The organism is Okeania sp. SIO1H4 (assembly GCF_010672695.1).
Lineage (GTDB): Bacteria > Cyanobacteriota > Cyanobacteriia > Cyanobacteriales > Microcoleaceae > Okeania > Okeania hirsuta.
This window is the reverse complement of sequence record NZ_JAAHGB010000008.1, coordinates 70,197-84,933: the sequence shown is the minus strand read 5'-3', so window position 1 is coordinate 84,933 and position 14,737 is coordinate 70,197. Positions and strand designations below refer to the sequence as shown.

8 protein-coding genes and 1 pseudogene are annotated in these 14,737 nt (G+C 32.6%); 8 read left to right on the top strand and 1 reads right to left on the bottom strand.

The features are described from left to right. The first annotated feature begins 938 nt into the window (after positions 1 to 938). From F6K06_RS09560 to F6K06_RS09530, 8 genes and pseudogenes are all read left to right on the top strand, one after another. A complete protein-coding gene (locus tag F6K06_RS09560) occupies positions 939 to 2,810 on the top strand; it encodes a tetratricopeptide repeat-containing sulfotransferase family protein (RefSeq protein ID WP_124146303.1) in 1,872 nt (623 codons plus the stop codon). Between the two features lie 1,336 nt (positions 2,811 to 4,146). Then, on the top strand, positions 4,147 to 5,508 hold the full coding sequence (locus tag F6K06_RS09555; RefSeq protein ID WP_124154463.1) for a tetratricopeptide repeat protein: 1,362 nt from the start codon (positions 4,147 to 4,149) through the stop codon (positions 5,506 to 5,508). A gap of 932 nt (positions 5,509 to 6,440) precedes the next feature. After that, positions 6,441 to 7,313, top strand: a complete 873-nt coding sequence (locus F6K06_RS09550; protein ID WP_124146306.1) for a lipopolysaccharide assembly protein LapB — start codon at positions 6,441 to 6,443, stop codon at positions 7,311 to 7,313. 5 nt (positions 7,314 to 7,318) lie between these two features. Continuing rightward, positions 7,319 to 7,429: pseudogene (locus F6K06_RS33870) on the top strand (tetratricopeptide repeat protein); the annotation flags it as partial. Positions 7,430 to 7,474: 45 nt separating this feature from the next. Beyond that, the gene (locus F6K06_RS09545; protein WP_124146307.1) at positions 7,475 to 8,485 is read left to right on the top strand and encodes a sulfotransferase domain-containing protein; all 1,011 of its coding nucleotides are present in this window, start codon (positions 7,475 to 7,477) and stop codon (positions 8,483 to 8,485) included. Positions 8,486 to 9,990: 1,505 nt separating this feature from the next. After that, positions 9,991 to 11,463: a glycosyltransferase 61 family protein gene (locus tag F6K06_RS09540; protein WP_124146308.1), complete on the top strand. Its 1,473-nt coding sequence runs from the start codon at positions 9,991 to 9,993 to the stop codon at positions 11,461 to 11,463. A gap of 179 nt (positions 11,464 to 11,642) precedes the next feature. Further along, entirely contained in the window at positions 11,643 to 14,141 is a 2,499-nt protein-coding gene (locus F6K06_RS09535) for a tetratricopeptide repeat-containing sulfotransferase family protein (RefSeq protein ID WP_124146309.1), read from the top strand. Between the two features lie 89 nt (positions 14,142 to 14,230). Beyond that, positions 14,231 to 14,476, top strand: coding sequence for a hypothetical protein (locus tag F6K06_RS09530; protein WP_124146310.1), 246 nt, complete (start codon positions 14,231 to 14,233; stop codon positions 14,474 to 14,476). 35 nt (positions 14,477 to 14,511) lie between these two features. Here F6K06_RS09530 and F6K06_RS09525 read toward each other — a convergent pair whose 3' ends face one another. Next, positions 14,512 to 14,661 carry an element excision factor XisI family protein gene (locus F6K06_RS09525; protein WP_124146317.1) on the bottom strand — a complete coding sequence of 50 codons (150 nt, stop codon included), beginning with the start codon at positions 14,659 to 14,661 and terminating at the stop codon, positions 14,512 to 14,514. Positions 14,662 to 14,737: the final 76 nt, after the last annotated feature.

Below are 14,737 nucleotides of genomic sequence, written 5' to 3'. Positions count from 1 at the left end.
AGTATATGAAGTACAAATATTGTAAGACCTCGCCCTTAAGGACGGAGTTTGAATTTTTGTGGTGTGGGCATTTTGTCCACGACTTATGTACCTCACATATATCATCTGCGCTTGAATACTTATAAATTAAGAGAGTAGGGAGTAGGGATAATAGGGATATTTGCCCTGTGTAAAAAGATAGGTTTTTTTCATCACTAAATTATCCGGACTTGATATTAGATGAAATCTGCTGTAGGTATTAGGTAAGGCGGTAAACTTTTCTCATCTAGAATATTACCTATAATCTACAAACCTTGTTTGATATAGCAGAAGGAAGAAGGCGTTTAGTTATCTAGGAGAGAAGGAAAAATATTGCGTTGTCTGAGTTTTAAGCTTTTGATATGTCTTATACCAAGGGTGTTAACGAAGTCAGAAGTCAGAAGTCAACCCACCCCAAACCCCTCCCAGGAGGGGAAGTCAGAAGTTATTTTTGTAACGGGGATTTTGAGCAACCCTCCAAAAATATTTCGCCTTAAAAGGCGGGGTTTTAGACCCATATTATTTTGATAAATATTTGCTACAAGTAACTAGGTTATTTCTTAGGCAGTAAGTGGTAGAGGCAAACCGCCGTTTGCCCGTACAGGTAGGGGAGCTATCGGATTGGCGACGTACAGAATGAATAGCTTTAATATCATTTATTAGGTCATAATTTATCTTTTTCATCCAATGGACATCTCCTATAAAGTCTTTATAATTGCCCTTATTATTAGTAACATTATTTTTCCAAATTGGTATTAACCTTTCCTTCGACTGCTATAGCACTACGCAAATAGGTTAGGACATTCCTCTATTTCCTATTCTTTACTGCCTACTCCCTACTCCCTTTTCACTCAAATTTATTGTCCTAACCAAAGAAGGTACTGCTATATAAATGTACCAATTACCTATTACCAATTTTTATGTCATCAAGCACTAACTTCAATCCGAATACACCTGAAGAGTATGCCAAACTTGCGACTATATATGCTAAACAGAAAAAATGGGAGTTAGCAATTGAAAACTACCGTCAAGCTATTATATTAAAACCTAATTTTTCTTGGTATTACTATCACTTAGCACAAGTTTTACATCAACAAGAAAGCTGGAATGAAGCTATAAAATATTACTATCGCGCTATAGAGTTAAACCATAATTTTTCTTGGTCTCATTATAATTTAGGAGATGCTTTAAGCAAATTACAAAGATGGGAAGATGCTGTTAATGCTTACAAAAATGCAATTAAAATAGAACGAATTTTTCCTTGGTCTTACTATAATTTAGGCAATGCTTTAGTAGAGTTACAAAAATGGGATGAAGCGATATATAACTATATTTATGTGGTTAAGTTACAGCCAGGAGCGCCAGGAATTTACAGTAAATTAGGAGATGCTCTAGAACAAAAATATAATTCAGATATAGATGCAGCAATTCAGGATTATCATCAAGCTATTCAGCATCAAGGGCAACATCTTATTTACGATAAATTACTGGAATTTTTACAAGATAATCCAAATTTATTTGTAGAAATAGCAAATAATTTAGCTAAAGCAGATAAGAATAATGGGGCGATTATTTTTTATAAAATAGCTTTAGAGGTTAATCAAGATGACTTAGAAATTTGCCACAAACTACAGCAAGTTTTAGATAAAAAATACCAGTTATCCCAAGAAATTTTAGAACTCCGCAAAAAAATAGAATTAAATCCAAATAGTAAGTCTTATTATAATTTGGGTATTGCCCTAACTCGACAACAAAAATGGGATGAAGCAGTTGTAGCTTATCGTCAAGCTATTGAAATTAATCCAGACCTATCTTGGTGGTTTTATTACAATATATGGGAAGCTTTTGCGAGAGAGGATCAACTATCAGAAATACTAACTTTTTTCCAGAAATTTCACAAGTCTAATCCTGATTCTTATTGGTCTTACTTAAATATAGGAGAGGCTTTAACTCGTTTGAATAAAATTGAAGAAGCTATACCTTATTATCAAACTACTTGTTATCAGCAAACTCAGAAGTTATACCCTGAATTAGTATCTCAACCATGGAATTTAGAAGAAGTACAAGGACCGAATTTTATCATTATTGGAGTTCACAAAGGAGGTACTACTTCCCTTTATAGTTATCTGACTCAACATCCACAAATTGTTCCTCCGATTAAAAAAGAAATGGATTTTTGGTCTTGGAAATTTAATGAGTCTATAAATTGGTATTTAGCTCATTTTCCAGCAATTTCAGAAAAGAAAAATTTTCTCACAGGGGAAGCTAGTCCTAGTTATTTTGATTATCCGAATGCTGCGAGAAGAATTTTTCAAGTGTTTCCTAAAGTTAAGCTAATTATACTATTAAGAAATCCTGTGGATAGAGCCATATCTCAATATTATCAATGGCTACGATTAAACTGGGAAAATCGATCTTTTGAGGAGGCAATTCAATTAGATTTAGAGCAGTTAACAAAAGCTCCTGAAAAAGTTAATTACTGGATGAAGGAATTAAATTATTTAGCACGAGGAGTATATGTTGAATTTTTTCAGGAATGGATGAGTTTATTTCCACGGGAACAATTTCTAATTTTGAAAAGTGAAGATTTTTATGCTCATCCAGAAGTTACTATGGGGAAGGTTTTGAAATTTTTAGATTTGCCAGAATATCAACTCTCAGAGTACAAAAATTATAATATAGGAAATTATTCTCCTATTGATTCATCAATTCGTAGAAGTTTAAATGATTATTTCCAAATTCATAACCAAAGATTAGAAGAGTATTTAGGAATGAAATTTCACTGGGATTAGGGGTAAATTCAGTGATCAGTTAACAGTTATTAGTACTTCCTGGAATAGGCAGGCAAGAAAATACTGAAAATTCTTTGTTATACCCTGAAAAAGGAAGGCTTGAGACCCGATATTTTTGTCAAAAAAAGAGAGATTGAAATTTGAGTGGGTGACAATCAGGTTATGAGATTATTTCAAATATTTATTGATTAATTGGTAGTCCTGCATAGTAATTGTATACAAGGAACAAGAGATGTTTGGCACAGAAGCAAGATGCTTCCACTGCCGTACTTCGTAACAAAAATAATGCAATGCACGACCATTACAATGCACCACCACGGATTAATTAATCCTTAGGAGTTTAATGATTATTTCCAAATTCATAACCAAAGATTATGAAGAGTATTTAGGAATTAAATTTCACTGGGATTAGGAGTAAATTCAGTGATCAGTTAACAGTTATTAGTACTTCCTGGAATAGGCAGGCAAGAAAATACTGAAAATTCTTTGTTATACCCTGAAAAAGGAAGCCTTAAGACACGAAATTTTTGTCAAAAAAAGAGAGATTGAAATTTGGGTGAGCTACAATCAGGTTATGAGATTATTTCAAACATTTATTTATTCATAAATCTGTAGGAGTTTCAATGATTATTTTCAAATTCATAACCAAAGACTAGAAGAGTATTTAAGAATGAAGTTTAACTGGAATTAGGAGTCAATTCAGTTATCAGTTACAACCTATTCCATGTAAGTGTGGTACAGTAATTCTAGTAGATTGTCTCAAAAAGAATGAAAACTTAATTCCATACTTCAACAACTATTTAAAAAACTAATCCTACTGTACCTCATCAACCTGGAATACCCTTGATCGGTACTTCCTGCAATAGGGATACGAGAAGATTCATAACTTGATTTATTATACCCTGAAAAAGGAAGGATTGAGACCCGATATTTTTGTCAAAAAAAGAGAGATTGAAATTTGGGTGAGCTACAATCAGGTTATGAGATTATTTCAAACATTTATTTATTCATAAATCTGTAGGAGTTTCAATGATTATTTCCAAATTCATAACCAAAGACTAGAAGAGTATTTAGGAATGAAGTTTAACTGGAATTAGGAGTCAATTCAGTTAGCCTCCTACCGGATAAACTGCAGACTTCAGTTAGCCTCTTTACAAAAGAGTTACCCTATCAGTACTTCCTGGAATAGGCAGGCAAAAAAATACTGAATTTTATTTTTTATATCTTGAAAAATGAAGGCTTGAGACCCGATATTTTTGTCAAAAAAAGAAAGATTGAAATCTGGGTAACCTACAATCAAGTTATGATATTATTTTCAAAAGTTTAAAAGATCAATATGTATTCAAATTTAACTCCAGAAATGTCAGCTTTTAGTTTATATCAAGAAGCAGAATCTTATTTAGAAGCTGGAAAACTAGATGAGGCTTATTTATACTGTGAAAAATCTCTAGAAATATTACCAGTTTATCCTTTGACTTGTAAAACATTAGGAAATGTATTACAGGCAATGGGAAACTTAGAAGAAGCGATAATTTGGTATACAAAAGCTATAATGCAGCAGCCAAATTGGGCGGAAATTTACATAAATATTGGGAGTTTATATGCTAAACAAAATGAATGGCAGCCAGCTATAGCTTGCTATGAAACAGCTATTGAAATACAACCAAATTTGCCTGGTGCTTATCGAAATTTATCTAGGGTTTGCCAAAAATTAGGTAACTTAAGTTTGGCAGAAAAATATTGGGATAAAGCTCAAAAAATAGAATTAGAAAAGACGACTTTAGAAAAAGTGAATCATGGGGATATTTTATTAAATGAAGGTAAAACGGAAGAGGCAATAACTGATTATCGTGAAGCGATAGAATTAAATCCTAATTTATCGGAAGCTTACTCTAAATTAGGAGAAATTTTTGTAGAGCGAGGAGAATTAGATGCAGCTATCAATTGTTATCAACATTTGATTAAACTTTTACCTGAAAACTGGATATTCTCTTACAAACTAGGCACAATTTTTCAAGATATAGGCAAGTTAAATGATGCAGTTGAGGCATTTCAACGAGCTATAGAACTTAATCCAAATTTTCCTTTGTATCACAAACATTTAGCAGATATTTTGTATGAACAGGGTAAATTAAATCAAGCTATTACTTGTTATCATCAAGTAATTAAAATTAACCCGAAAAATTGGGATGCTTACTGTAAAGTAGGGGAAATATTGCTCAAGCAAGGAAAAATAAATCAAGCACTTGTCATTTATCAAAATGGTCTCAAGCTTAATCCTAATTTAGCTAGACTTCACTATAAAATGGGCGAAGCGCTAAGTAAACAAAAAAAATTGCAGTTAGCAATTCCAGCTTATCGTCGAGCTATAGAATTAAAAGTAGATAACTATTTATTTTATCGTAAATTAGCAGATGCTTTACAACAACTAGGACAACTAGATGAGGCAATCATTAATTATCAAACAGCTATTGAACTTAATCCTAATTCTTGCTGGTTATATACATCATTAGGAAAAACATATATCCAACAAGAAAATTGGTCTGATGCTATTGAATGTTTGAAAAAAGCAATACAAATTAAACCAGACTACCATAAAGCTTACGAAAAAATAGCCTATATTTTTGAACAGTTAGGCGATCGCTCTGCAGCAGAAAAATGTAGATATCAATATCAATTACCATCTGAAGTAGGGTAGTAGGGGAGTATTCAACAATTAATAATTAATAATTAATTATTAATTATTAACAATTACCTCTCCTTTCCTTGAAAAGAAGAGGATTGACTTAAAGAAAAATTTTTGCTTCTCTTGGTCGATTGGATATGGCGAGGTCTCCTCACCATCCCACCCTTCGGAAAGCTGCGCTAACGACCGCTTGTTTCTCCTTTAAAGGAGAGGCTTTAAACCTTAATTATTCGGTAAATATAATAATAATTAGGGTTTGCTGAAAAAGTCTTATGGGTGAGGGACCGAGTCAGGAGGACTGAGTCAGGAGGACCGAGTCAGGAGAAATAGGAATTACAGAGGATGTAGTTGGAAGAATTGTCCCTTAATTTTTCTGTCCTTGTCTGCACAAAATGCTAACTTTTTGAGCTTTCTTGGCCGAAAAGCTGGCACTTTTTTCAACCTAAGAAGGCTGAAACTTTTATATGTCAATGCTTTGATAGTTAATCAGCAAGCCCTAATTAATGCTAACCAGCGTGCTAATAATTAAAAAAGTGATTTGGTTCACGTTAATTATTTAATAATTGAAGTGGTATCTAAGTGAAGCATTAATACATAGTAATTGGTATTATTGAAAAGGGAGTAGGGGGTAAGCGGTAGGGAATGGTGGGAAATTTCAGACATTCTCAAAACAATCAAGAAAAGTATTTTTATTATGTCTAATTTAATGAGACCTGATATAACTTATTGAAATACAGCAAATTTTAGGAAGTGTGAGGTACAGTTTGAGACTAATCTATAATTTTTATTCATTCCCTGTTGCCTGTTGCCTGTTGCCTGTTGCCTGTTGCCTATTCCCTATTCCCTATTCTCTATTCCCTATTCCCTATTCCCTATTCCCTATTCCCTATTACCTATTCCCTAAAGCATAAAACTTTATACCTTATCAACTGGAAAACTGCTGTATGTCTAATAATGAAAAGACAAAAAAACTAACAATTAATTTTAATCAAATAGCAGCATCTCATTTGGCCGAAGGAAAGTTAAATGAGGCTTATGCAGCTTGTGTTAAAGCATTAAATAGCCAACCAGAATTTGCACCAGCTTGTAAAACTATGGGAGATATTTTTCAAGCACAAGGTGACATAGAAGCAGCCAAAAATTACTACAATAAGGCTATTCAAATACTACCTAATTTTGCTGAAGCTCATGCAAACCTGGGTAGTATGTATGCCAAACAACAGCAATGGGAACCAGCAATTTCAGCTTACGAAAAAGCCCTCAAAATTCAACCAAATTTAGCAGGAGTTTATCGAAATTTAGCTAAAGTCTGGCATAGCATTGGTCAAGAAAAATTAGTCACAGAATGTAATTATCAAGCAGTTATTCTAGAACCAGAATCATTGACAGCCACAGAACATCTAAATTTAGGAAATAAACTTTTAGAGTTAGATAAAATAGAGGCAGCAATTAACTGTTACCGTCATGCTATTAAAATCAACCCAAATTTATCCGCAGCATATCAACATTTAGGAGAAATTCTGAGTCAAAAGGGCGAGTTAGAAGATGCCTTAATAACTTTAAACCAAGGAATAAAATTAGCTCCTAAAAATCCTAGACTTTACTACTTACTAGGGAAAGTTTTCCAAGAAAAAAAAGAATATGATTTAGCTCACTCCGCCTATCTTAGTGCGATCAAACTCAAACCAGAAAATCATTTATTCCACAAAAAATTAGGAGATGTCTTTCAAGAAAAAGGAGAGCTAGAGCAAGCGATCGCCTGTTACCAAAAATCTCTAGAAATCAACCCTAATTTTTTTTTGCTTACTACAGTTTAGGTAATATATATATTAAGCAACAACGATGGGATGAAGCAATTTTTGCTTACCGTAAATCAACTATTATCAACCCAAAATTTTCTGGTGCATACTATAACTTAGCTGATGCTTTTCTGCACAATTATCAAAAAAAAGAAGCTATTAACGCTCACTTAGAAGCTGTGAGACTTAGACCAGAACATTCTTGGTTTTCTCATCATTCAGTCTTATGGAATAATTTATTAGAAAATAGGCTTGAGGAAGTATTAAATTTATATCAAAATGCCACCAAAATTGAGCAAAATAGTTTTTTTTGTCATCTCAATTTAGGGGAAATTTTCACAAAAATCGGAAATATTGAAGCAGCCATTAGAAGTTATAAAAAAGCCTGTTACAACCAAACAAAAAAAATCCATCCTACTTTTGTAGAAAAACATTGGAATTTTCATAACGTATCAAGTCCTAATTTCATTATTATCGGTTCTCAAAAAAGTGGTACAACCTCTTTAGCAAATTACATTAATCAACATCCTCAAGTTTTACCAGCTATTAAGAAAGAAACACATTTTTGGTCAGGAGAATTTCATCGAGGAATTGATTGGTATTTGGCTCATTTTCCTTCCATTCCTAAGTCACAAAATTTTATTACTGGAGAAGCTACTCCTAACTATTTAGTCAATTATAAAGTGGCAGAAAGAATCTATAGTTTACTACCCGGTCTTAAACTATTAGTCATTTTAAGAAATCCTGTAGATAGAGCCTTTTCTCAATACCATCATTGGCAAAGATTAAACTGGGAAGACCGCTCCTTTGAAGTAGCTATTAATCAAGAATTAGAAATACTCAAAACTACTCCGAAACAACCTCAAGGAGATAAAAAATATTGGCAACTTCCGGGAAATTATATAGGGAGAGGTGTTTATATAGAATTTATGCAGAAATGGATAGAAGTATTTCCCAGAGAACAATTTTTAATTTTGAGAGGAGAAGACCTTTATCAAGGGGCAAATGATACCATGAAGCAAGTTTTTGATTTTTTAGGTTTGCCAGAACATAAACTGCCAAAATATAAAAAGTTGAATTCTGGTTCTTATGCACCAATTTCCGATTTGCTCCGTCAACAATTATCTGAATATTTCCAACCTCATAATCAGAGATTAGAGGAATATTTAGGAATGAAGTTTAATTGGTAATTATTGAATAAGGAATGAGGAAAGACCGAAGTTGGAAAAAGGAAAAAGTGGATGAGGACTCACACCCCAACCAATTTTCATTAATTGATAATGGATAATGAATAATGGATAATTACCTATGGTTAAAACTGTTACGGAATTGAATATCAGAAAATCTGATTTCTTCTCTTGGTCAATTGGATATGGCGAGGAGACCTCGCCATCCCTCGACCGCTTTTGTCTCCTTGCTCATGAGAGGTTTTAAACCTTTGGGGATTAATTATCAATTATTAATTATCAATTATCCATTGGTAAATATCCTATAGAACCCATTTGGTATCTTTGCCTGGGTAAAAATTGATGTAGTCAAAAAATATATCCAAAGTTGATAAAACTACGTTCCGCTATGCGATAGAACTCCGTTCCGCTACGCGAACGCACTTCCACTCACTAATTCTCTTTTTCATCTTAATAAGCACCTACGCAGAGCGAATTACTTACCTCAAAAATACACGAAAATTTTTTCACAAGCAACCACCCTATATTTCTTACATATCAAAACTTTTAATCAATGGCCAAGGAAAGCGCGATCGCACTCAAATTATCCCCATTTTTCCCCCTAAATAGCTCATTTAAACTTTTTTGGGAAAAATTAGTTTAAATTCCAAATATATTTGACAAAATTTTATAAATTTAACTTATATAAAAGTTTTTTTTAACCAATTATTAAACCTTAAAAAGCTTACAGATAAAGCTTTTCAGAAGAGAAAACAGGAAGTATATTTTCTATAGAACCCATTTATCTTTGATTCTCGCCACTACTTGTAATGCCAAAATACTGTGGATGGGAACTCACACCCCAAGTAATTGTAAATATTCTATAGGAGGCGAGATATTCAACTCAAAATCAAAAGATAATTGCTGGTTTGTTGTTAGTCATTAACTATTTGTTTTTAGGAGTTATTAAAAATATGTCGGATGTAAATATTGAACAAGTAAGGACTGAAGGACTGAAAAAGTCAAAAGTGGATGAGAACTCACACCCCAAGTAATTGTAAATATTCTATAGGAGGCGAGATATTCAACTCAAAATCAAAAGATAATTGCTGGTTTGTTGTTAGTCATTAACTATTTGTTTTTAGGAGTTATTAAAAATATGTCGGATGTAAATATTGAACAAGTAAGGACTGAAGGACTGAAAAAGTCAAAAGTGGATGAGAACTCACACCCCAAGTAATTGTAAATATTCTATAGGAGGCGAGATATTCAACTCAAAACAAAAAGATAATTGTTGGTTTGTCGTTAGTCATTAACTATTTGTTTTTAGGAGTTACTGAAAATATGTCGGATGTAAATGTTGAACAAGTAAGGACTGAAGCTCGGAAAAAGTCAAAAGTGGATGGGAACTCACACCTCAAGTAATTGTAAATATCTGATAGAAGGCGGGGTATTAAACCCAAAATCAAAAGATAATTGCTGGTTTGTCGTTAGTCATTAACTATTTGTTTTTAGGAGTTACTGAAGATATGTCGAATGTAAATAATCAAAAAATATCCGTATTTAATTTAAAGCAAAAAGCTGAAATATATTTATCTCAAGGAAAGTTAGATCTAGCTTATGATACTTGTTCCCAAGCTTTAGAAATTTTGCCAAATTGTGGGGAAGTTTATAAAACTCAGGGCAATATATTGCAAAGAATGGGGAAGTTGGAATTAGCTAAAAATTTTTACAGAAAAGCGATTAAATATAATCCAAATTTAGCAGAAGCTCATGCAAATATGGGTAGTATCTTTGCTAGGCAACAGCAATGGGAAAAAGCGATAAAATATTATGATAAAGCTATTAGTCTTCAACCACATTTTGCCGGATTTTATCGAAATTTAGCTAAAATATGGCAAAGCTTAGGTAAGCATGAATTAACAAAAGAATGCACTCATAAAGCACTTGATTTAGAAGCTAAATATGAGCAGAAGATAAGTAAGATAGAAATATTTTCAGCTACTGAAGTAAATATGCTAGCTTCTCAAACAATTGAAAAACAAACTCATCACATTTTTAGAAGTAGAAAAGTATATTCACAATCAGCATTTGTCACAGTAGTACCTGGAGGAAAAGGTTATATTAACACGGGAGTTACCGCAGTAATAACCTCTGAAAATAAGCTAGTATCAGAAGTTTCTACAAGAAATGCTGAATTAATTATCTATTCATCAGAACTACCATCTATCTATAATATAGAAGGAACAGTTGCTTTATTATCAATAAAATGGGGTAAAAATAATTATTTTCATTGGATGTTTGATATAGTAACTCGAATTCATTTACTACTTCTTAGTAGCTTGAAAATAGATAAATTCGTAGTTAATCAATGCCAGAAAAAATTTCAAAGAGAAACTATAGAATCTTTGGGTATATCCCAAGACAAAATTATAGAAAGCGAAATTTATCCCTATATACAAGCTGAAAGATTATTAGTTCCTTCTTTCTCTTATTCCGATGGAAAATATCTGAGAATCCCTAAGTGGGGATGTGATTTTTTAAGAAATTCATTTTTGTCAGAGGAAGCTAAAAAAACAAGATATTATCAAACAGAAAGGATATATATTAGTCGGAAAGAATCATCACGACGACGAGTAGTTAATGAGGAAGAAGTAATCAGTTTTTTAGATAAATTTGGTTTTGAAAGTATTACTTTAGAATCAATGTCTGTTGCAGAGCAGGCAGCACTGTTGGCTAGTGTTAAAGTTGTAGTAGCACCTCATGGTGCAGGATTAACTAACCTTGTATTTTGTAGTTCTGGCACTAAAGTTATAGAATTTTTTGCTCCTGAATATATAGTTAAATACTATTGGATAGTTAGCAATGTATGTGGCTTGGAATATTACTACTTATTAGGTGATGAATTTGATAAATACTTTTCTGGTCAACCATTCCATAAAGATATTCTTGTTAATTTGCAGAAACTATTAGACTTAATGAAACTTGCAAAAATTATTTAACTCACTGCGCTCTAAGGTTAATAATACTAATAGAGATTTCCAATAATAAAAAATAAAATCAATTATCGCACTCTTATTTATCAATTATTTACCCCTACTCCCTACTCCCTACTCTTTCTTTTCTGAAGATGTCTAATGATATAATCATTAATGAAGTAAGTATGGCTAACATTAACTGAATGGAAAACCCAGAAGCAGCAGCATTAAAATTTAACGAAGAAGCAGAACATTATCTAACTCAAGGAAATTTTGAAAAAGCTTATGCTACTTGCTTAAAAGCTTTAGAATTAGTTCCATATTTTGCACCTGCTAGTAATACAATAGGGCAAATAATGGAAAAAATAGATGCCTTAGATTCAGCTATTGATTGGTATAACAAAGCTTTGGAAAAACAACCAAACCTAGCTGAACTTCATGCAAATTTAGGTAAAATTTATGTCAAACAACAACAGTTGCATAAAGCTATTACTTGCTACGAAATAGCCACTAAACTACAACCAAATTTTGCCGATGCTTATCGTGCCCTAGCACAAATATGGCATCAAATAGATAAGCCAGAATTAGCTGCCTCTTGTTGGTATAAAGCACTGAATTTAAAACCAGAATGGGCAACAGATTTAGAATATCTGAAATTGGCAAAAACTCTATTAAAATACCAGCTAAAGAAAGAAGCGATCGCTTGTTATGAACAAGCACTTAAATTAAATCCAAATCTATCCCAAGCACATCATAATTTAGGAGAAATTTATAGTGGTGAAGAAAATTGGCAAGAAGCTATATTAAACTACCAAAAAGCTATTCAAGTTAATCCCAAATTTTCCTGGTCTCATCACAGCTTAGGCAAAGCTTTCGCCAATATTCAGCAGTGGGAAAAAGCAATTTCCTCTTATGAACAAGCACTTCAACTAAACCCTGAAACTGCTGTTACTTATCATTGTCTTGGAGATGCTTTAGTCAATCAAAAAAATTTAGATGCAGCAATTACTGCTTATCAAAAAGCCATAGAATTACAGCCTGAAATTTGGGTGGTTCATCATAAATTAGCAAATATTTTTCAAGAAAAAGAAGAATTAGAGCCAGCCATCCTTGCTTACCATCAAGCTATTCAATTAAATCCAGATTTTCTCTGGTCTTACTACAGTTTAGGAGAAACATTAATCAAGTTACAAAGGTGGAATGAAGCAGTAGTAGCTTTTCTTTATGCCTTTAAAATTAATCAAGATTTATCAAATATCCATGAAAAATTAGGATATGCCCTCGAACAACAATCTCAATCAAATTTACCAGAAACTATTAACTATTATTCCCAGATTATTCAAAACCCTCAACCACAAAAATCTAGCCCCATTAAAGAATTATCAATTCAGCCAGAAGCACCAGAATTTTACTTAAAATTAGGAAACTTACTAGGACAGAAAAATTTATTTAATGCAGCAATAATAATTTATAACCTGGGTTTGCAAGTCCAGCAAAATCATCCAGAAATTACTAACAAACTGGCTCAACTAGAAAACAAAAAAAATCAACTAGACCAGGAACTTACTAACTGCCAAAATACCGTCAACAAAAATCCCAAAAATTTCCGTCATCACTATCAACTAGGCAACATATTCTTCAAACTTCAGAGATTCGACAAAGCCATAACAACTTACATAAATGCCATTCAACTCAAACCTGAATATCCCTGGTTTTTCTTCTATTCAAACTTATTAAATTTTATTATTAAACAACGAAAGCTCCAGCAAGTATTAGAATTATTTCAAAAAATTACTCAAGAAAATCAAGACAGTATTTGGTCTTACATTAACCTCGGAGAAATTCTCACAGCAACAGGAAACTTAGATGCAGCAATCAAAAATTATCAAACCGCCTCCTACAACAAAACCCGTCAACTTAATCCTTCCTTTGTTAAAAATCATTGGAATTTACAAAATGCCAGAGGTCCTAACTTTATTATTATTGGTGCTCAAAAAAGTGGTACAACTTCACTAGAAAATTACATAGCTCAAAACCCCCATGTTATACCAGCAATAAAAAAAGAGACTCATTTCTGGTATCGAGACTTCAACAAAGGAATTAATTGGTATCTTGCCCACTTTCCTCCAATTCCTAAATCAGAAAATTTTATCACCGGAGAAGCAACCCCTAACTATTTAGAAAATCATCAAGCTGCCGAGCGAATATACAATGTATTTCCAGAAGTAAAACTATTAGTAATATTGAGAAATCCTATAGATAGAGCCTTCTCTCAATACCATCATTGGATTAGACTAAATTGGGAAGACCGCACCTTTGAAACAGCCATAAATTCCGAGTTAGAAATACTCAGAAAAAATCCCGAAAAACCAGAGGGAGGCAAAAATTATTGGCAGCAACCAGGTAACTATATAGGGCGTGGTATTTATATAGAATTTATCAATAAATGGTTAGCAATATTTCCCAGAGAACAACTACTTATTTTAAAAGGAGAAGACCTTTATGAAAAACCTGTAGAAACAATGAAACAAGTTTTTGAATTTTTAGGACTGCCAGAACATCAACTTTCAGAATATAGAAAGTTAAACCCTGGGTCTTATTCATCAATAAGTAATGAGATGCGCCAGAGGTTGAGTGAATATTTTCAACCTCATAATCAGAGGTTAGAGGAATATTTAGGAATGAATTTTGATTGGGAATAAAATTTAACTTGCTTCAGTTTTGTACAATAGTTAAAATCAAAATAAATTACATTGAACAGTATCGTCATTTTTAATATAAGGAGTAGTTTATGGCAAGAAAAATCTTAAAAGGTAAAGATGCAAAAATGCTCGAAAAGCCTCTAAAAAAAGATATTAAATGGACTCCAAAAAAATTAACTCTTGCCGGAATAGGTTTATTAATCCCTTATACTGCAATTGTCGTCTATGTCATATCTTTTGGAGTACCTTTAGGTTTAGTGATTGTGATGATAGCAATTCCTGTAATATTTTTCGGGGGATTTTCTCTACTATATTATTTAACAAGAAATTTATGAAATAGCTTTGTTGCACGAATATATCTAACCCTCTATTAAATCAGTGTTATAGATCGACGATTTATTATATCCTTAGCAATACCATCTTCCAAACCACCCCGATGTATCCATAGTTTATCCCCAATAATTTCTATATGAACTAAACATCCATGAACTTGTATATCGTCCTCCCATTCTTGAGTAATTAATCAAAAATTATTCAATCAACCCTCCATCATTCCCTTTGTAGAATCAAATTATTTTGGCAAGAAAATTTGAAAA